Annotated in this window: 18 protein-coding genes; 6 read left to right on the top strand and 12 right to left on the bottom strand. The window is 71.7% G+C overall.

Translation table 11 applies throughout. The annotated features are described in order from the left end of the window. Positions 1-114: 114 nt before the first annotated feature. The 5 genes from ACQP00_RS19375 to ACQP00_RS19355 are packed head-to-tail and all read left to right on the top strand — an operon-like array spanning position 115 to position 5,191. Positions 115-1,077 carry a carbohydrate ABC transporter permease gene (locus ACQP00_RS19375; RefSeq protein ID WP_433221012.1) on the top strand — a complete coding sequence of 321 codons (963 nt, stop codon included), beginning with the start codon at positions 115-117 and terminating at the stop codon, positions 1,075-1,077. An 11-nt stretch (positions 1,078-1,088) separates the two neighbouring features. Further along, complete coding sequence (locus ACQP00_RS19370) at positions 1,089-1,970, top strand: carbohydrate ABC transporter permease (RefSeq protein WP_433221010.1); 882 nt, start codon at positions 1,089-1,091, stop codon at positions 1,968-1,970. A gap of 17 nt (positions 1,971-1,987) precedes the next feature. Then, complete coding sequence (locus ACQP00_RS19365) at positions 1,988-3,331, top strand: ABC transporter substrate-binding protein (RefSeq protein WP_433221008.1); 1,344 nt, start codon at positions 1,988-1,990, stop codon at positions 3,329-3,331. Between the two features lie 26 nt (positions 3,332-3,357). Beyond that, positions 3,358-4,845, top strand: a complete 1,488-nt coding sequence (locus tag ACQP00_RS19360) for a glycoside hydrolase family 36 protein (RefSeq protein WP_433221006.1) — start codon at positions 3,358-3,360, stop codon at positions 4,843-4,845. Positions 4,846-4,855: 10 nt separating this feature from the next. Further along, on the top strand, positions 4,856-5,191 hold the full coding sequence (locus ACQP00_RS19355) for a DeoR family transcriptional regulator (protein WP_433221004.1): 336 nt from the start codon (positions 4,856-4,858) through the stop codon (positions 5,189-5,191). 222 nt (positions 5,192-5,413) lie between these two features. Here ACQP00_RS19355 and bioB read toward each other — a convergent pair whose 3' ends face one another. After that, positions 5,414-6,490, bottom strand: coding sequence for a biotin synthase BioB (gene bioB / locus ACQP00_RS19350; RefSeq protein WP_433221002.1), 1,077 nt, complete (start codon positions 6,488-6,490; stop codon positions 5,414-5,416). 120 nt (positions 6,491-6,610) lie between these two features. Then, entirely contained in the window at positions 6,611-7,165 is a 555-nt protein-coding gene (locus ACQP00_RS19345; RefSeq protein WP_433221000.1) for a TetR/AcrR family transcriptional regulator, read from the bottom strand. Between the two features lie 100 nt (positions 7,166-7,265). Here ACQP00_RS19345 and ACQP00_RS19340 point away from each other — a divergent pair, with 100 nt between their 5' ends. Next, complete coding sequence (locus tag ACQP00_RS19340; RefSeq protein ID WP_433220998.1) at positions 7,266-7,991, top strand: SDR family NAD(P)-dependent oxidoreductase; 726 nt, start codon at positions 7,266-7,268, stop codon at positions 7,989-7,991. 22 nt (positions 7,992-8,013) lie between these two features. Here ACQP00_RS19340 and ACQP00_RS19335 read toward each other — a convergent pair whose 3' ends face one another. Genes ACQP00_RS19335 through ACQP00_RS19290 form a run of 10 tightly spaced genes read right to left on the bottom strand, consistent with a single transcriptional unit; the run spans position 8,014 to position 21,029 of the window. Next, a complete protein-coding gene (locus ACQP00_RS19335) occupies positions 8,014-9,087 on the bottom strand; it encodes a GGDEF domain-containing protein (RefSeq protein ID WP_433220996.1) in 1,074 nt (357 codons plus the stop codon). A gap of 58 nt (positions 9,088-9,145) precedes the next feature. Continuing rightward, entirely contained in the window at positions 9,146-10,522 is a 1,377-nt protein-coding gene (locus ACQP00_RS19330; RefSeq protein ID WP_433220994.1) for a glycoside hydrolase family 30 protein, read from the bottom strand. A gap of 2 nt (positions 10,523-10,524) precedes the next feature. Then, positions 10,525-12,297 (bottom strand): ABC transporter ATP-binding protein, encoded by a 1,773-nt coding sequence (locus ACQP00_RS19325; RefSeq protein ID WP_433220992.1) that lies wholly within the window; start codon positions 12,295-12,297, stop codon positions 10,525-10,527. After that, complete coding sequence (locus ACQP00_RS19320) at positions 12,294-14,009, bottom strand: ABC transporter transmembrane domain-containing protein (RefSeq protein WP_433220990.1); 1,716 nt, start codon at positions 14,007-14,009, stop codon at positions 12,294-12,296. The genes ACQP00_RS19325 and ACQP00_RS19320 overlap by 4 nt, the downstream gene beginning before the upstream one ends. Continuing rightward, a complete protein-coding gene (locus tag ACQP00_RS19315) occupies positions 14,006-15,202 on the bottom strand; it encodes an alpha/beta hydrolase (RefSeq protein ID WP_433220988.1) in 1,197 nt (398 codons plus the stop codon). Before ACQP00_RS19315 ends, ACQP00_RS19320 begins: the two co-directional genes overlap by 4 nt. Further along, positions 15,199-16,053 carry an ABC transporter ATP-binding protein gene (locus ACQP00_RS19310; RefSeq protein WP_433220986.1) on the bottom strand — a complete coding sequence of 285 codons (855 nt, stop codon included), beginning with the start codon at positions 16,051-16,053 and terminating at the stop codon, positions 15,199-15,201. The genes ACQP00_RS19315 and ACQP00_RS19310 overlap by 4 nt, the downstream gene beginning before the upstream one ends. Next, positions 16,050-17,126, bottom strand: a complete 1,077-nt coding sequence (locus tag ACQP00_RS19305) for a FecCD family ABC transporter permease (RefSeq protein WP_433220984.1) — start codon at positions 17,124-17,126, stop codon at positions 16,050-16,052. Before ACQP00_RS19305 ends, ACQP00_RS19310 begins: the two co-directional genes overlap by 4 nt. Further along, positions 17,123-18,169, bottom strand: coding sequence for a FecCD family ABC transporter permease (locus ACQP00_RS19300; RefSeq protein WP_433220982.1), 1,047 nt, complete (start codon positions 18,167-18,169; stop codon positions 17,123-17,125). The genes ACQP00_RS19305 and ACQP00_RS19300 overlap by 4 nt, the downstream gene beginning before the upstream one ends. Further along, complete coding sequence (locus ACQP00_RS19295; RefSeq protein ID WP_433220980.1) at positions 18,166-19,143, bottom strand: ABC transporter substrate-binding protein; 978 nt, start codon at positions 19,141-19,143, stop codon at positions 18,166-18,168. The genes ACQP00_RS19300 and ACQP00_RS19295 overlap by 4 nt, the downstream gene beginning before the upstream one ends. Positions 19,144-19,157: 14 nt before the next feature. After that, positions 19,158-21,029, bottom strand: a complete 1,872-nt coding sequence (locus tag ACQP00_RS19290; protein ID WP_433220978.1) for an SIP domain-containing protein — start codon at positions 21,027-21,029, stop codon at positions 19,158-19,160. Positions 21,030-21,154: the final 125 nt, after the last annotated feature.

Below are 21,154 nucleotides of genomic sequence, written 5' to 3'. Positions count from 1 at the left end.
CCTCGTACGCCGATTCGATACGAGGAGGTGTTGACAAACTTTCCATGAGCTTCATCATTATTAGCGGCCGAACACCCCCGGCCGCAAGACGCTAGCTTCGAAGATCTTCGATCCATGAAACGAGGTCGGATCGTGACGATGCGCAACGCCGTCGCGGTGCCCGCCGCGCCGCCGCGCCCGGATCCCCCCAACGAGCCCGGGCCGCGCCGGGCCCGCGACGACCGGTGGGTGGCCTGGCTGTTCCTGGCGCCGGTCCTGATCGGATTCGCCGTGTTCTACCTGTACCCCACGATCCGCGGCGTCTGGTACAGCCTCACCGACTACAGCCTGCTCAACACCCCGACCTTCGTCGGCGGCGACAACTACGCCAAGCTGGTCACCGACGCGCAGTTCTGGAACTCGCTGAAGGTCACCGCGTACTACGTGGTGCTCAACATCGGCTCGCAGACGATCCTCGCGCTGCTGCTGGCCGCGCTGCTGCACCGGCTGACGGGCTCGGTCATGGTCCGGGCCACGATGCTGCTGCCCTGGCTGGTGCCCAACGTGACGGTCGGGCTGCTCTGGATGTGGCTGCTGGACGCCAACCTCGGGTTCGTCAACCACCTGCTGGGCATGGTCGGCATCGACAACAAGGCGTACCTGCAGTCCCCGGACTGGGCCATGCCGTCCGTCGCACTCATCAACACGTGGGCCTACACGGGGTACACGGCGCTGCTGCTCTATGCCGGCATGCTGCAGATCCCGGCGCACCTGTACGAGAGCGCGGCCCTGGACGGCGCCGGCGAACTGCGGATGTTCCGGCGGATCACGCTGCCGCTGCTGCGCCCGATCCTCGCGCTGGTGCTCGTCGTGTCGCTGATCGGCTCGTTCCAGATCTTCGACACCGTGGCCGTCACGACCAAGGGCGGGCCGGTCGGCGCCACCCGGGTCATCTACTACTACATCTACCAGCAGGCCTTCACGTACTTCCACATGGGCTACGCCGCCGCGGCCGCGATGGCGCTCGTGCTGATCCTCGGCGTGCTCACGTTCGTGCAGATGCGCCTGCTGCGCGCCTCCCGATCCGATCTGACCTGAGAGGCGCAGCGATGACACGCCGCTTCACGCCGGGCAAAGTCGTGGCCTGGCTCGTGCTGATCGCGTTCCTGGTGCTCACGATCGCACCGTTCTACTGGATGGTCCGCACCGCGCTCACCCCCGCCGCGGACATCTATGCCGATCGCACCGCCGTGTTCCCGTCCCACCCGACGATGGTCAACTTCTGGCGGGTGCTCGGCCTGGTCGACGCGCAGACCGCGCGCGACGCCGGCGGTTCGGGCGCACAGATCGACTTCGTGCGGTACACGATGAACTCCATCATCTACAGCACGCTCATCGCGGGCGTGCAGACCTTCTGCTGCGCCATGGCCGGATACGCCTTCGCCCGGCTGCGGTTCCCCGGCCGGGACCTCGTCTTCGGGGTCATCATCGCCGCGCTGATGGTCCCCCCGATCTTCACGCTGCTGCCCAACTTCACGCTCGTGAAGAACCTCGGCGCCATCGACACGTTCTTCGGCATGGTCGCCCCGAACCTGCTCATGACCCCGTTCGCGGTGTTCTTCCTCCGCCAGTTCTTCCTGTCCATCCCGCGCGAGGTGGAGGAGGCGGCAATCATCGACGGGGCCGGCAAATGGGGCGTCTTCTGGCGGGTCATCGTGCCGATGAGCCGCGGCCCGCTCATCACCATCGCGCTCACCACCTCGGTGTGGGCGTGGAAGGACTTCCTGTGGCCGCTGCTCGTCGGCCGCGGGGAGCAGACCCGGGTGCTCACCGTGGCCCTCGGGGTGTTTCTCCAGCAGTCCCCCAACACCCAGCCGGACTGGACGGGGCTCATGGCCGCCTCCACGCTGTCCGTCCTGCCGGTCCTCGCCCTGCTGATCTTCCTGGGCAAGCGACTGGTGCAGTCCCTGAATTTCACCGGCATCAAGTGATCCTGAAAGGGAATCCGATGTTCAGACGATCCCGCACGGCGGTGGCCGTCGTCTCCGCCGCGGCGCTCGCCCTGCCGCTGCTGGCCGCGTGCTCCGACGAGTCCGGCTCCGACAGCGGCGGCAAGGTCACCCTCCAGTACTGGCTGTGGGACGACAAGCAGCAGCCCGCCTACCAGGCCTGCGCGGACGAGTTCGCCAAGGCCAACCCGAACGTCACCGTCAAGATCTCGCAGACCGCGTGGACGCAGTACTGGCAGAACCTCACCACCCAGCTCGCCAGCGGTGCCGCGCCCGACGTGTGGACCGACCACGCCTCCTACTATCCGCAGTTCGTGTCCAGCAACCAGATCCTCGACATCCAGCCGTTCGTCGAGAAGGACAAGGTCGACCTCGGCCAGTACCAGGGCGGGCTCGCGGATCTGTTCGTCAAGGACGGCAAGCGCTATGGCCTGCCGAAGGACTGGGACACCATGGCCCTGGTCTACAACACCAAGTTCGTCACCGACACCGCCGGGCTGGACAAGCTCACCTGGAACCCAACGGACGGCGGCACCTTCGAGCAGGCGATCGCCAAGTCCACTGTGGACGCCAACGGCAAGAACGGGCTCGACCCGGCCTTCGACAAGACCAAGGTGAAGGTGTACGGCTTCCTGCCCGAATGGGCGGACGGCTCGCAGGGCCAGAACGGCTGGGGCGACCTCGCCGTGTCCAACGGCTTCACGTACCTGGACAAGAACCCGTTCGGCACCAAATACAAGTACAACGACCCGAAGCTCGCCGAGACCATCGCGTGGTTCAAGCACATCACCGACGCCGGGTACGCGCCGAAGTACGACAAGCAGTCCACCCTCGGCCGCGACGCCGTGATGGACGCCGGGCAGGGCGCGTTCACCGTCGCCGGCTCCTGGACCATCAGCACCTACCTCGGGACCGGGGCGAAGCAGCAGTACGCGTTCGCGCCGCTGCCGACCGGCCCGGCCGGGCGCAAGACCGCCATCAACGGCCTGTCCGACGCCATCTACGCCGGCACCAAGCACCCCAACGAGGCGTGGGCGTGGGTCAAGTTCCTCGGCTCCTCCGCCTGCCAGGACATCGTCGGCGAGAAGGCCGTCGTGTTCCCGGCCATCAAGACCGCCGCCGACAAGGCCCTCGCCGCCCACAAGGCCGCCGGCCGCGACGTGCACGTCTTCACCGACGAGGCGGCCGCCCCCGGCGGGACGTTCTTCCTGCCGATCACCGACCACGGCAACGAGGTCAGCCAGATCGTCCAGGACACCCTGCAGGGCGTGATCCTCGGCCAGGGCACCCCGGCCGACGCCCTGAAGAAGGCCAACGACCAGGTCAACGCGCTCTTCAAGTAACTGCGTGCATTGAACTAAGGAGAACCATGGCACAGGTCGTCGAGCTCGGCGGACGCCACTTCGCCCTCCAGCACTCCGGCGACGGGACGCCGCGCCCCACCCCGGGCGGCATCCTGCTTCCCCCGGGCCGGGTCGCGATCCTGCACGGGCTCGGCGACGCCTCCTTCTACCGGCACGGCCAGAACTCGTGGAGCCCCTGCGGCTGGCGCCGGCTGAGCGAACCCCCGCTGCGCATCCCCAACCCGACCCGGCTCGTCACCGCGGACGACCCCGCCTTCGACGACCCGGCCCGCCACCACGGCTCCGCGGTCGCCGCGCTGCAGGGCCCGGACGGCAACACCCTCCTGCTCGGCGCCCTGGGCCTGGACACACCGCGGCTGGCCGCCGACCACGACACGCTCACCGGCTGGTACGCCGGCGACGGGGCCGAGTGGTTCGCCGCGTACGGGCCCGAGCAGGAGGTGTTCGCCGCGTACACGGACCAGCTCGCCGAGCGGTTCGGGCCGGCGCGGCGGCGGGCGGGGAACGTCTGGTGCAGCTGGTACGCGTACTACGAAACGGTCACCGAAACCCAGCTGCACAAGGACATCGCGGACCTCGTCGGGCTGCCGTTCGAGGTCGTGCAGGTCGACGACGGCTGGGAGGAAATGGTCGGCGACTGGCAGCCCAACGGGAAGTTCCCCAGCGGCATGCGGGATCTGGCCGGGCGGATCACCGACGCCGGCTTCGTCGCCGGGCTGTGGCTGGCGCCGTTCATCGCGCTGCCCGGGTCTCGCCTCGTTGCCGAGCATCCGGAGTACCTGCTGCGTGACACGTCCAGCAATTTGGTCGTCGCCGGCTCCAACTGGGGCGGCCCGTACTACGCCCTGGATCTGGCCCGCGACGACGCCCGCGCGTATGTGGCGGCGCTCATCCGGACCGTCGTGCACGAGTGGGGCTTCAAATACTTGAAGCTCGACTTCATCAACGCGGCCGCGGCTCACGTCGAGGGCCGCCCGCGGGAGCACATCTACCGCTCGGCGCTCGAACTGGTGCGCGAAGCCGCCGGCGACGACGTGTACCTGCTCGGCTCGGGCGCGATCCTGCTGCCGTCGCTGGGATTGCTCGACGGGCTGCGCTCCGGGCCCGACGTCGCCCCGATGTGGGACAACTACGCCACCGTCGACCCGTCCGACGCCACCGCGCGCAACGCCGTTGTCAACAGCGTTCACCGGCTGTGGTGGTCACCCCTCGCCGAGGTCGACCCGGACGTCATCTACTTCCGCAGCAAGCTCAACCTCCTCACCCCGCAGCAACTGCAGTGGCTGCGGGACCTGGCCGACGTCTGCGGGTTCCGGGCCATCTCGGACCCGCCGTCCTGGCTCACGCCGCACGAGCTCGAGGAGCTGCGGGTGTACCTCGAAGCGACCCCGTCCATCCAGCGCCTGGACCGCTACCGCTTCGCCATCGACGGCCGTGAGGTCGACTTCGCACCCGCCGTCGCCACCGACGGCCAGTTGTATCCGATCTCATGAATCCGATCTCATGAATCCGGCCCCGATGCTGCCGTCCGTTCGCCGCCAGCGGATCGTCGACCTGCTGGCGGCGCGGGAGTACGTCACCATCGAGGAGATCCGCGCCGCCACGGGGGCGTCCGCGGCCACCACCCAGCGCGACCTGACCGAGCTGGCGTTGGCCGGCGCCGTGACGCGCATCCGCGGCGGGGCGACCCGGCCGCCGTCACCGCGCGGCGAGGAACGGCTGCTTGCCGCGTGCCTGACCCGGGTACGGCAGGCGTTGGACCGCAAGGACCTGACCACCGTGGAGGTGGCGCTGCAGCAGGCCCTCGACGCCTGCGGCCGCCTGCGCCGCGCCTCCTGACGGTACACATGGCCGGCACAGCTCGGCCTATGTGGTTGGCGTCGATCGAGCTGGCCGGCCGACCATCATCCCGCGGCGCCGCGCCCGCTCCAACTCGATGCCAAGAGACACCGCGCCACCCTCGCAGCGCGTGATCGAAATGCTCGAGCTCCTTAATGCCGGCGAGCAGGTCCGGACTCAGCAGCTGCAGCGCGGGCTGGGCTCGGCCAGAGGGTGGCCGGCTCAGGCGTTGGCGGCCACGTCGGTGCCGGCGCCGCGGCGGCGCAGCCGGACCTCGGTCCGCCGGTGCTCGGGCAGGGTCTCCTGCTCGGCGCCCTCCACCTCGAAGCCGGCGTCGGCGATCATGTCCAGGTCGCCCTGGCCCGGCTGGCCCTCGCTGGTCAGGTAGTCGCCCAGGAAGATCGAGTTGGCGACGTACAGCGCGAGCGGTTGCTGGCTGCGCAGGTGGATCTCACGGCCGCCGGCCAGGCGCACCTCGGAGTCGGGGAACGCGAAGCGCACCATCGCCAGGATGCGCAGGCAGCGCTGCGGCGTGAGCTGCCAGGTCCCGGCCAGCGGGGTGCCCTCGAAGGGCATCAGGAAGTTGACCGGAACCGAGTCGGAGTCGAGCTCGCGCAGGCCGAGCACGACGTCCACCAGGTCGGCGTCGGTCTCGCCCATGCCCGCGATGAGGCCGGAGCACGCCGACAGGCCGGAGCCGCGGGCCTGCTCGACGGTGCCGACGCGGTCGGCGTAGGTGTGGGTCGTGCAGATCTCCTCGTAGCGCTCGCCGGCGGTGTTGAGGTTGTGGTTGTAGGCGTCGGCGCCCGCCGAGCGCAGCTTCGCCGCCTGACCCGCCTTGAGCAGGCCGAGGCAGGCGCAGATCTCCACGTCGGGAGACTCCTGCTTGATCGCGTCGATGACGTCGGCGACCCGGGAGATGTCCCGGTCGCTGGGGCCGCGGCCGCTGGCCACCAGGCAGACCCGCTCGGCCCCGGAGCGCACGCCGGCCGCGGCCGCGGTGGCGGCGTCGGCCGCGCTGAGCCACGAGTACTTCAGCACCTCGGACGTCGAGCCGAGCCGCTGCGAGCAGTAGCTGCAGTCTTCGGGGCACAGCCCGGACTTCAGGTTGACCAGGTAGTTGAGCTTGACCCGGCGGCCGAAGTAGTGCCGGCGGAGCTGGAACGCAGCGGCGAGCACGTCCATGATCTGCTCGTCGCGGGTGCCGAGGACGGCGAGGAGCTCCGCGCGGTCCGGCCGTTCGCGACGCTTGCCCTTCGCGACGAGGCGGGCGAGCAACGATTCCGCTGGACTCAGCACTGCGACGAACTCCGTTCCCGTAGGGGTGTCGGCGCCTGCCGGCGAAACCACGAGTGACAAGTGAGCAGACCGAGACCAGGTTCGGCAATCCCTGTCCGGAAGTGCGGCGACGGCGCTGCGTCATCGTTGCGCGGTCGCCAGGAGCGCGGTGGCCACCTGCCTGGCGGACCGGGCGGCCGCGGGATCCGCATCCAGCGCGGCGGCGATGTTGGCGCCGTCATAGAGCAGGACCAGCTGGGTAGAGAGCAGGCGCAGGTCGCTGAAGCCCGCGGCGGCGACGAGAACGGCGAACAGCTCGTGCAGCCAGGTCCGGAAGTCCTTGGTGGCCGTCTCCTCGACGCTGCCGGGCTGCGCCTCGGCGGCGGCGTTGAGAAAGGCGCAGCCACGGAAGCCGGGCTCGGCGAAGAGGTCGGCGAGCGCGTCGAAGACGGCCAGGATCTTCTGCTCGGGGTCGTCGACCCGGGCCTGGTACTCGGCGACGCGCTCGGCCCAGAGGGCATGCCGGTCGTGCAGGTAGGCGCGGACCAGGTCGTCCTTGCCGTTGAAGTTGTAGTAGAGCGACCCCTTGGCCACGCCTGCCTCTTCGAGGACGCGGTCGATGCCGACACTGCGGATGCCTTCGTTGTAGAAGAGCCGGTCGGCAGCCTCGAGCAGACGCTTGCGGGCGGAGGTCACGAATCCAGCTTAAGCGTGTCGGGCGTCACTTGGCTTTTTAGACAGGTCTGTCTAATACTCGGTTTTAGACAGACCTGTCTAAACGAGGTTGGGGGAGATCATGAACGAGCTGCGTGGCAAGACGGCCCTAGTCACCGGGGCCACGAGCGGGATCGGCCGGGCGACGGCCACCGCGCTCGCCGCCCGGGGAGCCACCGTCATCGTGCACGGACGGGACGCCGGGCGCGGCGAGCAGGTGGTCAAGGAGATCGAGGCGGCGGGCGGCTCAGCTCGCTTCGTCGCGGCCGACCTGACCGACCCGGCGCAGGTGAGCGCGCTGGCCGGGCAGGCGGGACCGGTGGACGTGCTGGTCAACAACGCGGGGCGGTCGTGGTTCGGGCCTTCCGGTGATCTCGCGACCGCGACGTACGACACGATGTTCGACGGCAACGTGCGTGCGGCGTATCTGCTCACCGCCGCGTTGGCCCCGGGAATGGCCGCTCGCGGATCCGGGTCGATCATCAACGTCGACAGCATGGCGGGCCTGGTCGGACTGGCCGGTGGTGCCGCCTACAGCGCGACCAAGGCGGCGTTGTCCGCGATGACGCGCTCCTGGGCGGCCGAGTTCTCGCCGGCCGGCGTGCGGGTCAACGCTGTCGCCCCTGGCCCGGTCTACACCAGCGGGGCCTCGACCGACCTGATCGATGGGCTCGCCGCCACCACGCTGCTGGGCCGGGCGGCCGATCCGACGGAGATCGCCGAGGTCATCGCGTTCCTGTCCACCGACGGCGCCGGCTACATCACCGGCGCGACCATCCCGGTCGACGGTGGTCGCACGGCCGTCTGACCGCCCCGCCGCCCGTGGCCGTTCAGCGCCGCGGGCGGCGGGCCGCCTTGTCCGCGTACATCGCCGCGTCGGCCCGGTGCAGGACCTCGTCCAGCGGGCCGCCGACCGCGACGCCGATGCTCGCCCCGATCGGCACCGCCGTGCCGCCGATGTCGGCCGGCGCCGTGAGGGCGGCGCGGACCCGGGCGGCGACGGCGTGCGCCTCGTCGAGGCCGGCGTCGTCGAGCAGGATCACGAACTCGTCGCCGCCGAGCCGGATCACCACGTCGGAGGCCTTGACGCAGCCCCGCAGCCGCTGCGCGGCGATCCGCAGCAGCTCATCGCCGGCGGCGTGGCCCATGGTGTCGTTGAGGTTCTTGAAGCCGTCGAGGTCGAGGTTGAGCACGGCGACCGGCCGCGGCGCCTCGCCGTCCGCGGTGCGGCCCGCGTGCTCCTGCAGCAGCGTGCGATTGCCCAGGCCGGTCAGCGGGTCGTGCCGGCTCTGGTGGCGCAGCTCGGCCCGGGCGGCGTGCAGCTCGGCGAGGTACCGCGCCGCCGCCCGCGACCGCATCCCGTCCAGCAGCGCGATGACGAGCCCGAGCCCGATGCCGGCCAGGAGGTTGTCCAGGGGCATCGGGTGGCCGTACAGCCGCGAGGTGAACGCGAAGAGCAGCGCATAGGACACCGAGACGCCGGCCCACGTGAGCATGGTGCCCAGCAGCTGCAGGCGCACCGCCGCGACGAGGATCGGCATGAGCATGAGCGGCCACGTGGCCGCCTGCGGCAGCGCCGACATGAACGCGGTCAGCGCGACCATCGCGACCGTGTCCAGCACCACCTGCACGATGCCGCAGCGGCGGTACCGCCGGTCGTCCCGCCCCCACCGCAGCGCCCCGAGCGCGCACCCGTTCGCCGCGACGAGCGCCACGAGCGCGGCCACGACGAACTCGCGGCGCGGGTTGAGCAGCACCGGCGCGCCGGGCGGCTGGGTGAACCCGATCATCGCCGCCGCGACGAAGCCGAACGCCCGGATCACGATCCCGGTGCGCTCGGTCGCACGCCGCCGCCGCTGCTCGGCCGGGTCACCGGCATCGGTCCAGGCGGGCGAGGCGCTCATCGCCTCTCCCATCGGCCGGGCGGCGCCGACCCTGTGGGTTCTGCGGCACCGCCTGAGGTCAGCGGGTCCTGCCGGGCGGGACGACCAGGGTGTTGAACGAGTCGGCGGGCAGGACGGCGGAGATCATCCGGTCGCCGAGCCGGTACCGGACGGGCAGGTCCTCGCCGAGGTCGTTCTGCGCCACGATGACGGTGCTGCCGTCGGGGTTGGCGAACATGAGCTGGTTGTCGTAGCCGGCCAGGCTCCAGGTGTCCAGAACCCGGGCGCCGGGGCGGACGTGCGCGGCGACGTGCTTGAGGACCTGGTAGTCGTACGTGAACCGGTAGCCGCGGGTGTCCGGGTCGACGACGACCAGGGAGTTCTGGGTCCAGCCCCATCGGCTGCGGCCACCGTCGAGCAGGCTGATGTTCCAGTACAGGTAGGCGTTGGTGCCGTTGCGCAGGTAGTGCCGCATCAGGGTCCAGGCGTAGCGGGCGTACCGCCAGTCGTTACGACCGTCGCCGCACTCCTGTTCGGTCTGGTAGATCCGCAGCCGCGGGTACAGCCGGTGCAGGGCGCCGACGGCCTTCTTGCCCTCCCACTGCACGCCGAGCCCGGTGACGTAGGCGGCCGCCGCGGGATCGGCGAGAACGTCGCCGAGGAGCCGGTCGTCGCCGCGTTCGAGGGTGCCGAGGAAGATCTCGACGCCGCGGGCGGCCATCTCGGGCCCGAGGTGGGCCAGGAACCGGGCGAGCCCGGCGGGGCTCCAGGTGCAGCTGGGAAACACCTGCGGGGAGTTGAACTCGTTCTGCGGCATCACCATCTCGATCGGGATGCCCAGCTGCCGGTACGCGTCGACGAACCGGCCGAAGTAGGCGGCGTAGGACCGCAGGTGGGCGTCGTCGAGCCGGAACATGTCGGTGCCTTCGGTGCCGGCCTGCTCGGGCCGCAGGCCGTTCTCGACGTCGTCGCTGGCCGGACCCGGCATCGCGCCGGCGTAGTGGCCGTTCGTCTTCATCCAGGTCGGCGGGCTCCACGGCGACGCCCACAGGCGCAGCCCGGGTTGCTGGGCCCGGGCCGCGCGGATGAACGGGACCAGGGTGTCGAGATCGTTGCCGACGTCGAAGTGGTCCAGGCCGAAGTCGCCGGGCGTTTCGTCGTAGGAGTACCAGTCGCGGGAGAAGTCGTTCGCGCCGACCGGCATCCGGCACAGCGAGAGGCCGGCGCCGACGCCGGGCGCGAACAGCTCGCGCAGCACCGCGTCGCGGCCGGCGTCGTCGAGCAGCGCCAGGGAGGTCCAGCCGAGCTCGTTGAAACAGGCGCCGAACCCTTCGATCCTCTGCTGCGCGCCGGCCTTCACCATGACATCCGGTACGCCCGTCACGGCGGTCACGGTCAGCCCGTCGCGGGCCTGCCAGGCGGCGTCCTGCGTCGTGACGATCCAGGTGGCTTCCATGGTCACATGCTCTCAGTGCTCCGCTCGCGCCCGGCCTGCCAGGTCGCCCACAACCCGGCGTACACGCCGCCGGCCGCGACCAGTTCATCGTGGGTTCCGGTCTCGATGATCCGGCCGTGGTCCATCACCACGACCCGGTCGCAGGCCGCGGCCTGGGACAGCCGGTGCGCGATCACCAGCCCGGTCCGCCCGTGCAGGGCCGCCGCCGCGGCGCGGTCCAGCAGGCCCGCGTGGGTCGAGCCGGCCTCGGCGGTGGCCTCGTCGAGGATCGCCAGCGCCGGGTCGGCCAGCACCAGCCGGGCGAGCGCGACCTGCTGGGCCTGCGCGTCGGTGAGCGCGTGGCCGCCGCCGCCCACCAGCGTGTCCAGCCCGTCGGGCAGCCCGTCCAGCATCGCCGCGGCCCCGGTGGCCTCCAGCGCCGCGCGAAGGTCGCGGTCGGTCGCCCCGGGCGCGGCGAGGGTCAGGTTGTCGCGCATGGTCTCGGCGAAGACGTGCACCTCCTGGGTGATCACCGCGGTCCGGTCGGGGCGGGAGACGGTACCGGTGCCGGGTGGGTGGATGCCGGCGAGCACCGCCGCGAGGGTGCTCTTGCCCGCCCCGGAGGCGCCGACGACGGCCACCTGCTCACCGGCGCCGATGGTGAGGGTGATGGCGTCGAGCACGCGGGGGCCGTCCCCGTACTGGAACGCGACGTCGCGGAGCCGGACCGCGGTGTCCCCCGCCGTGCCCGGATCGCCGGCCTGAGCAGCGGGGCTTCTGGGGCTGGTGGGGACGGTGGTGATGCCGATGATGCGGGCCAGGGAGGCGGCGGCGGACTGGATGGTGTCGAAGACGAGCAGCACCTGGTTGACCGGGTCCAGCAGCCGCAGGACGAGCAGCATCGCGGTGGTGGCCGCGCCGACGGTCGAGGCGCCGTGGTCGATGAGCACGAAGCCGGTGACCAGGACGGTGACCAGGGACAGGCATTCGGCGACGTTGAGGCGGCCGCTGAGCATGCTCTGCACCGTCCGCGCCCGCAGCGCCTGCCCGACGACGGCCCAGGAGGCCCGCATCACGCTGCGGTGCCGCTGCTCGCCGAGGCCGAACCCGAGGACGGTGGCGTAGCCCCGCTGCGATTCGATGATCTGCTGCGCCCGGGTGCTCATCGCCGCCCGTTCGGCGGCGTACACGCCCGGTCCGGTGCGCAGGTACCAGCGCATCGCCACCGCGTAGACGGGCAGCACGACGACGAACGCGGCCGCGTACGGCCATTCCAGCGCCAGCAGCCCGGCCAGCGACACGACGATCGTGAACGCGGTGGTCGTGAGCGCCCCGATGACCGCCGGGGCGGCGTCGGCCACCGCGGTGACGTCATCGCTGGTCCGGGCGATCAGGTCGCCGGTGCCGGCCCGCTCGACGCGGTGCTGCGGCAGGGCCAGCGCCCGGCCGACGAGCCGCTCGCGCAGCCCGGCGAGGACCGTCTGGTAGAGCCGGGTGGCCAGCACGGTCGTGACCGCGGTGCCGGCCGCCCCGAGCAGCGCCGAGACGCCCATGACGGCGGTGACCGTGAGCACGGTGCCGAGACCGGCCGTGCCGGCCCGCACCGCGTCGATGAGCACCCCGATCACGACCGGCGGGACCAGGCCGACGGCGGTGCCGGCGATCCCCAGCACCACCAGCGCGGCGAGCCTGGCGCGGTGGCCGCGGCCGAGCCGCCACACCTCCCGTACCGTCTGCCGGCCGGTCGCGACCGGAAGCCCGTCCTCGGCCGGCGCCGCTTCGGCTGTCGTGGTCATCGCGCCGCCGCCCGGTAGGGTGCCGGCTGGTTGGCGTGCAGGTCGATGACCCGGTCGCAGCGGCCGAGGAGGGCCGGGGAGGAGGCGATCAGCACCGTCGTACGGTCCGCGCGCAGTCGGCGGAGCCGCTCGGCGATGGTCTGCTCGGTGACCGGGTCGACGGCGGTGGTCGGATCGTGCAGCACCAGGACGGGTGCGTCGGTGGCCAATGCCCGGGCGAGCGCGATCCGCTGCCGCTGGCCCCCGGAGAGCCGGTTGCCGTTCTCCCCGACCGGGGCGTCGAGGTCGGTGGCGAAGTCGTCGCACGCCGCCGCCGCGAGTGCCGCGGTCAGCCGGTCGGGTGCGCTGGCGGGGGTGGTGAGGTTGGCGCGGATCGTCCCGGTGAACAACATGGTGCGGTGCGGTGCGACCGTGATCCTTGCGCGGTACTGCGCCGGGCTCAACTCGCCCGCCGGTCGCCCACCGAGCCGGACCTGGACCGCGTCGGCTCCCCCGTAAAGCAGGGCGTCGGCGAGGCGGGCGGCGGTTCGGTCGTCGGCGCGTATCCCGACCAGCTCGCCGGGCCCGACGCTGATAGCCGTACCAGAGAAACAAATATCCAGGTGGCCGGCGCCCGGCGCGGAAAAGGGCGGCGCGGGCTGCTGCGGGCGGCACGTGTCGAGGATGCGTGCCGCCGAGGCGTGGGCGTTGGCGAGGTTGGGGATGGACAGGCTCGCGATGCCCTGGATCTGGGGCAGCAGCGCCTGCGTGAGACCGGCCGTGGCGATGAGTTCGCCGATGCTGAGCCGGCCGTCGAGCGCGAACCAGGCCGCCAGTCCCGTCACGGCGGCGACGAACACGCCGTTGACCACGCCGGAGACCGCCTGGAACCGGCCCAGCAGCCCGGCGTTGCGCTTCGCCCCGTCCAGCGTCTCCTGGCTGGCCAGGACATAGCGGCGGACGGCTTCGCGCTCGGCCCGGATGCCCTTGATCACCCGGTAGCCGGCGACCAGGTCGGTGGCCCGCCCGACGGTGGCCGCCAGCAGCCCCTGGTACACGCGGGTGCTGCGGGCGAGGCGCTTGCTGAGGATCCCCATCAGCCACACCACCAGCGGGGCGCCGACGAGCACCAGGACCCCGAGGAACCAGTGGATGACCAGCAGCGAGGCGGCGATGAACCCGATGGCCGCGATGCGCGCGACCGGGATGGTCGTGAGCAGCACGGCGTTGGACAGCCGGCCGACGTCGTTGGTCATGGTCGACACCACACCGCCGTCCGGGGCCCGCGCCGCATTACCACGGCCGTCGACGGGGTGGAGCACCCGGATGGAGAGCGTGGTCCGCAGCCGGTGCTGCAGCATCTGTACCGCGTGGACGTTCAGCCGGTTGGACAGCCGCGCGGCGAGCGTCAACGCGGCGTACAGCGCCACCAGCACCGAGATCCACAGCACCAGCTGGCCGCTGTTCCCGGTGGCCAGCGCCCGGTCGATCGCGAGCCCCATCACCACCGGCACCGCGGACTCGCCGACCTGCCACACGACCGACAACACCATCGCCGGTACCGTGACCCGCGGCACCGAGAAGATCACCCGGGCCAGGAACCGGCCGGGGCCGTCCGCCGGGCCGACCGCGTAGGGCCGCACGGCCGGCGGGGCCGGCGCGGCCTGTCCCAGGACCGGCAGCCGGCGGGTCAGCGGCCCGCGGCCCAGCCCGGCCGGGTCGGTCCGGGTCACGACCGCTCCGCGGCTACGGGTTCCGCCTCCGGCGGGAAGCACCACTGCAGGGCGTCGGCGAACAGTCCGCGCCACCAGGCGTAGTCGTGCCCGCCGGCGAACTCCCGGTAGGCGGTGTCGTAGCCCCGGCTGGTGAGCACGTGGTCCAGCCAGCGGCTGTGGGTGTTCGAACCCTCCAGCTCGCCGACGTCGTGGAAGATGCGCAGCGGTACCGGTGCCGCGGCCAGGAAGTCGGCGATCAGCGTCGGCACAGGGGTGCGGCGCAGCAGCTCACCGGCGCCGGTACCCCACGTGAGGTCGGGGTGGTACCCGCACGACGGGGACTGGATGACGGCGTTGCCGAACGCCGCCGGGTGACGCAGCGCCGTCCACGCGGCGCACAGGCCGCCGAAACTCTCCCCGGCCAGCGCCACGTCGCGCGGGTCCCGCGACAGGGGATACCGGCGGCGCAGCCACGGCAGCAGCTCGTCGGCCAGCATCCGCGCGAACGCCGGATCACACGTCAGCTCCTGGTAGCGCCGCGCGCCGGGCTGGTCGACGAGAACGACCGCGCACGGGCGGATCCGTCCCGCCCGGAGCAGGGCGTCACGAACGCTGGGCGCGCTGTGGCCCGGCGTACCGTCGAGGTGCACCACGAACGGCAGGGCGCTGTCGTCCGGGAACTCCCCGGGCGGCATCGAGACCCAGATGCGGCGTTCGTTGCCCAGCACCTCGCTGGCCAGCACGGCCGGCTCCAGGGCCGGGGCCGGTCGCGCCTCGGCCTGATCGAGCCAGGGCAGCGGCTCCGCGTCGGGCAGCACGGCCACCGAGGCGCCGGAGAACCGCTCCACCGAGCACTCGCAGAACCGCGGTGGCGGATTGAACGGGTCCGCGACCCGCTCCTCCCCCGCCGGTCCGGATCGGCTGAACGTGTAAGCGAAGCGCAGGTCGGCCCGCATCCGCAGGGTGAGGACGCGAAACGGCGTTCCGGCCACCGGCAAGAACGAAGTGCCGATCCGGTTGTACCCGATGTTGGGTCCGATGACGACCGCCAGCGTGACCGTCGCGTAGTCGCCGGGCTCGTCGACGAACGTCACCTCCACCTCGCCGCCGGCGACCGGGCCGACCAGCGGAGCACCCGTCTGCGCGAGGTGCCGCCGGAACCGCTCCGGGCTCCACGCACCGGTCGACACCCGCTCGACGAACGGGTTCATGCCTGCTTGCCTTCCGGGCGGGCGGTTCGGGTACGGCCGAGCGGTACCACCTGCGGTGTGCCCGCCACCGGATCGGGCACCACCAGGCAGCGCAGCCCGAAGACGTCCTCGACCAGCTCGGCGGTGACGATCTGCTCAGGGGTTCCCTCGGCGACCACGTGCCCGTCCTTCATGGCGATCAGGTGGGTGCCGTAGCGGGCGGCGTGGTTCAGGTCGTGCAGCACGGCGACCAGGGTGTGGCCGGCGTGGTGCAGGTCGGTGAACAGCTCCAGCAGCTCGATCTGGTGGGTGATGTCGAGGAAGGTGGTCGGCTCGTCGAGCAGCATGATGCCGGTGTGCTGCGCGAGCGCCATCGCCACCCACACCCGCTGGCGCTGACCACCGGACAGCTCGTCGACCGGGCGGCCGGACAGGTCGGTGACCGCCATCTGGTCCATCGCCCGGGCCACGGCCTGCTCGTCGGCCTCGGTCCACTGCCGCAGGAATCCCTGATGCGGGTACCGGCCCCGGGCGACCAGGTTGGCCACGGTGATCCCGTCCGGCGCGATCGCGCTCTGCGGCAGCAGCCCGACCCGCCGCGCCACCTCCTTGGTCTTGAACGAGTTGATGTCCGCGCCGTCCAGGACCACCTGCCCGGCCGACGGTTTCACCAGCCGCGACAGGCCGCGCAGCAGCGTCGACTTGCCGCACGCGTTCGGGCCCACGATCACCGTGAACGACCCGTCCGGGATCGACACCGACAGGTCGCGGGCGATGACGCGGTGGTCGTAGCCGATCGTCGCGCCGTCGATGTGCAGGCGCGGACCGGCGGCTGCTCCCTTCGGCGTGGCCAGGTCGGTAAGGGTGGTCATAGCCGTCTCCTCGCTTCGACGAACAGCAGCCAGCCGAGGTAGCCGCCGCCGAGCATCACGGTGATGATCCCGACCGGCAGCGGGGTCGGGGCGACGTGCTGGGCGATGGAGTCCGCCGCCAGGCACAGCAGGGCGCCGACGAGGGCGGCGGGAACGAGCGTGATCCCCGCGGTGCGGGTCAACCGGCGCGCGATCTGCGGCGCCACCAGGGAGATGAAGGCGATCGGCCCGGACGCGGCCGTGACCGTCGCCGTCAGCGCCACCCCGACCACGATCAGGCCGAGGCGTGCGGGTGCGACCCGTACACCTTGGGCGGCCGCCGCATCGTCGCCGAGCTCCAGCTGGCGCATCGGCCGGCTCAGCAGCCCCGCCAGTGTCAGCAGGACCGCGATGGCGGCGCCGCCGATGACCACCTGGTGCCAGGATGTGCCGTTGAGGGAACCGGCACCCCACGCGGCCGCGGACATCGCCTGTTGCAGGGTGGCCTTCAGGATCAGCCAGGTGTTCAGCGAGAACAGCATCGCCGAGACGCCGATGCCGACGATGATCAGCCGGAACCCCTGCACGCCGTGCCGATAGGCCAGCAGGTACACCAGGAGCGCGGTGGCCATCCCGCCCAGCAGCGCCCCGCCGACCAGCTGCAGATAGCTGCCGTTGACGACCAGGATGACGAGCAGCGCGCCGGTGTAGGAGCCCTGGGAGAAGCCGATGATGCCGGGGTCGGCGAGCGGGTTGCGCATCAGCGACTGGAACACCGCCCCGCTCACGCCGAGCGCGGCCCCGAACACCACCGCCGCGGCCACCCGGGGCAGCCGCCACTCGACCACGATGTCGTGCACCAGCCCGGTCTCGCCGCCGGTCAGCGCGGAGACCACCTGCCCGGGACCGAGCTGGTACGAGCCGGTCATCAGCGCGAGCACGGCCAGCGCGGCGACCGCGAGCGCCAGCACCGCGCCGACGACGATCGACCGCCATTCGAGGCGGACCGCGAACCGGCGGTTGCGCAGCGTCAGCACGCGCCGCCCGAAGTCCACCCGTCCCGGTCCCGGCAGCCGAGCCGTGCGCGCGTTCACAGCCCGCTCGCCCTGGTACGGCGGACGAGGGCGATCAGCACCGGAGCGCCGACGAAGGCGGTGACGATGCCGACGGGCACCTCGCTCGGGTGCAGCACGACCCGGCCGAGGATGTCGGAGGCCAGCAGCAGGCTCGGGGCCAGCAGCACGCTGTACGCGAAGATCCAGCGCTGATCCGGGCCCACGATCCACCGTGCAACGTGCGGCACCATGAGCCCGACGAACCCGATCGGCCCGGCGATCGCCGTGGCGCCCCCGGCGAGCAGGGTGAGCGCGATGATCGCCAGGACGCGGGTGCGGGCCAGCCGGACGCCCTGGGCGACGGCCAGCTCGTCGCCGAGGGCCATCGCGTTGAGCGGGCCGGACACCGCGACGGCCAGGATCAGGGCGAGGGCGAAGCACGGCAGGATCGGCCACACCAGCTCCAGCGGCCGCCCGACCAGCGAGCCGGCCACCCACGACCGCATCGCGTCGAACGCGTCCGGGTTGGTCAGCTCGAGCGCCGACCCGGCGCCCCCGAGCACCGCGCCGACGCAGACCCCGGCGAGCACCATGACGACCGGCGACTGCCCCTGCCGGGTCGACCCGAGGGCGAGCACCATAAGCGTCACGAGCAGCGCCCCGGCGAACGCGAACCACACGTACCCCCGGATGTCACGGACGCCGAACACGCCGATGGCGACCGTCACCGCGAACGACGCACCGGCGTGCACGCCGAGGATGCCCGGATCGGCCAGCGGATTGCGCACCAGCGCCTGGATCAGCGCACCGGCGACGCCGAGGGCCGCGCCCACCGCGAGGCCGACGACGGTGCGCGGCAGCCGGAAGTCGCGGATGGCGAACTGGTCGATGTCGGCGGACGGATGGAACAGCGCGTCCCACACCACCGACGGCGCGATCGTGGTCGACCCGATCATGACGCTCAGCACCAGCAGGGCCAGCAGCACCGCCAGCGTGACGACCAGGCCGATCATCCGGCGACGACGCGGCCCGGGCACCTGCACGGTGCCCGGACCGTCGTGGTGCACGGCGAGAGCGGTCACTTGCCGGCTGGCAGGCTCGCCAGCGCGCGGTCCAGGGAGTCCAGGTACCGGTTGACCGCGCCGTAGGAGTTGTTGCCGGGGCAGAAGACACCGATCGCGCGGCCCGAGGTCGCGGCCGGAAGCGCCTTCCAGGTGTTGGTCTCGACCACCGGCGCGAAGGTCGTGGTCGGCTTGCCCGCGGCGTCGACCGGGTAGGTGATCACGTCGTACTTGGCCAGACCGGCGAGCTGCTCGAACGGCAGGGCCGTGTAGGCCAGCGGGTCGGCGCCGTCGGCCGCCTTCGGGAAGTTCAGGCCGAGGTCGTCCTGGGCGATCTCGACGCAGCCGATGTCCGCGATGACGAACGTCCCGGGATCGGAGCTCGCGTAACGGTCGACGTTGACGAACTTGGTACTGGCGACCACGGCCGAGTACTGCTGCTTCACCTTGGTGATGTGCCCGTCGTACTCCGCCTTCTGCCGTCCGAGCGCCTCGGTCACGTTGCCGGCCGCCGCGAGCCCGTCGGCGAGGGCCTTCCACTCGGTGTCGAGCCCCCAGAAGACGGTCGGGGCGACCGACCCGAGCTTGGTCTCGATCTCCTTGAACTCGGCGTCCGGGATCTGGACCAGGATGAGGTCCGGTTTGAGGCCGGCGAGCTTCTCGAGGTCGACCTCGTCGCCGAGGTTGGTGGCCTTCTCGAACGTCGCTCGCTGGTCCGCCGGCAGCAGGCCGAGCTCGGAGTCGCGCACCTTGGTGACGCCCACCGGCTTGCCGCCCATGTCGACGAACGGCAGCCCGGTGTTGCCGATCGTGACGACCCGCTGCGGATCGGCCGGGACCTGGATGGTGCCGTTGTCGGCCTTGACGGTGCGCGTCGTGCTGGCCGGGTTGTCGGCTTTGTCGTCGCCGTCGCCGTTGCCGCAGCCGGTGAGGACGAGCGCGGCGCTCACGAATGCGGCGGCCACGGCCGCGCCGCGCCGTTGCCGAGATGCCATGGTCATGTGCGTATCTACTTTCTCTGGATGTTCGCGATCTGCAGTTCATGGACGGTGGTGCCCCAGCCGACGGTGTGCGTCCGGGTGCGGACGAGGCCGGCGCGGCCGATGACGGCGTCGAGTTCGGCGGCGGTGCGGACACCGGAGCCGTGCACGCAGAGGGCCAGCAGGTCGGCCTCGCCGTCGTGCTCGTCCAGGTCGTCGAGGTCGAAGGTCTCCTCGACCAGCAGCACCCGGCCGCCCGGCCGGAAGTTCTCGGCCGCCCGGCGCAGCGCGTGGGCCGCGTCGGCGTCGGGCAGGGACTTGAGCGCGCGGATGATGAACACGGCGTCCGCGGCGGGGCTGGGCTCGAAGACGGACTGCTCGGCCACGCCGACCCGGGCCCGCTGCCGCTCGTCGGGGATGGTGTCCGGCAGGTCACGGCGGAGCCAGTCGGCCTGGGCGGGCAGCGCGCAGATCGTCACGCGAAGGTCTTCGTGGACGGCGACAAACTCTCCCGCCTGGGTACCGGCACCGCCGGAGTGCAGCACCAGATGCCCGACGCCACTGAGGATGCCGGACGTGGCGATCGACTCGGCCAGCGCCGACTGGAACTTGGCCAGGCGTTCCAGGTACCGGTCCTCGTAGTCCTGCTCGGCCCGCACCTCGGCGTAGGTCTGGCCGGTGACGGAGGCGTACGACGGCCGGCCGGTGCGGATCGACTCGGTGAGGCCGTGGATGCCGAGCCGTTCACGCCCGCCCACTCCGGCCGGGTGCAGCGCGTCGACCATGAACTCGACGGTGAGGACCTCGCCCACCGGCGTCAGGCCGTAGTGGCCCGGTGCCGTCTCGGTCAGCACGTCCAGGGCGTGCAGGTAGCGCAGCAGCTTGCCCAGCGCCCGCGCGTCGGCGTCCGCCTTGACGGCCAGGTCCTCGACGCCGGTCACGCCGCGGGAGATCAGCTCGGGTAGGCCCAGCTCGACGGCGGTGCGGATCGCGATCGGCGCGACCAGTTCGGTCAGGTCGTGGAGCTTCTCGAACGGGGTCTTCGTCTTCTCCGGGTCGGGCACCGCGCCGTCGGTCTCCAGCGCGACGACCTCGCCACGGCGCCAGTACCCGATGAACTCGACGTCCTCCTTGGCCACGCCCCGCTCTTCGACCAGGTGGCGGCGCAGGTCCCGCACGGCGGTGCGCTCCCCGGCGACCCAGGCGAACACCCGCCCGTCCCACCAGCCGGTGTTGCGGACCGCGTCCACCAGCAGGGTCGTCGTGCCGGCCCCGGCGCCGTCGCGCACCAGCCAGGTCACCTCGACGTGGGGCAGTTCCCGCAGGGGCAGCCGGTGGGCGTCCGCGGCGACCTCGATGAACACCTGCGCCCGCGCGTCGTCGGGCAGCTCGTCGAGCAGGCGGGCGATCGCCGGGATCGTCGTGTCGTCGCCGGCGGCGAGCAGCCAGTCCGCGCCGGCGGGGAACGCCTTCGAGCTGCCGGGACCGGTGAAGTGGATACGGTCGCCGGGCTGGGCGCGGTAGGCCCAGGTGGTGCCGACCCCGATGCCGTGCTTGACGAAGTCGATGTCCAGCTCCCCGGCCTCGGGGCGCCAGCGGCGGACCGTGTACTCCCGGGCCAGCGGCCGCGGGTGCTTCGGCGCGCTGAGGCCCTTCGCCTGCTGGACCGGCAGTACCGGCTCGGGCTGGCCCGGGTAGCGGAACAGCAGGCTGATCTCGTCGTCGAAGCCCGAGGAGTCGAACGCCGGCTGCGGGAAGCCGTTCGGCGAGGTGAACGCGCCCAGCTGCGCACCGGCCAGCGTGATCCGCCGCATTCCCGGCGTCAGGTCCGCCACCCGGACGACCTCGACCTCCCGCAGGGTCAGTGGGTGCACCGTGAGCCGGCGTGAGGTCTTCGGCATGCTGAGGGCGGCCTTTCCGATCGCGTCGCGGAGGTGTGCGGGCCGCGCACCGTTCCCGGCGAGTGGCCAGGCTAAGGTTAGGCAAACCTAATATGCAATGGTGTGCGTAGACTGCCATATTGTTT

It is taken from the genome of Dactylosporangium sp. CS-047395, assembly GCF_050942185.1.
Classification (GTDB): domain Bacteria; phylum Actinomycetota; class Actinomycetes; order Mycobacteriales; family Micromonosporaceae; genus Dactylosporangium.
The sequence above is the reverse complement of the archived record's forward strand: the minus strand, read 5'-3'. Positions and strand labels throughout refer to the sequence as shown.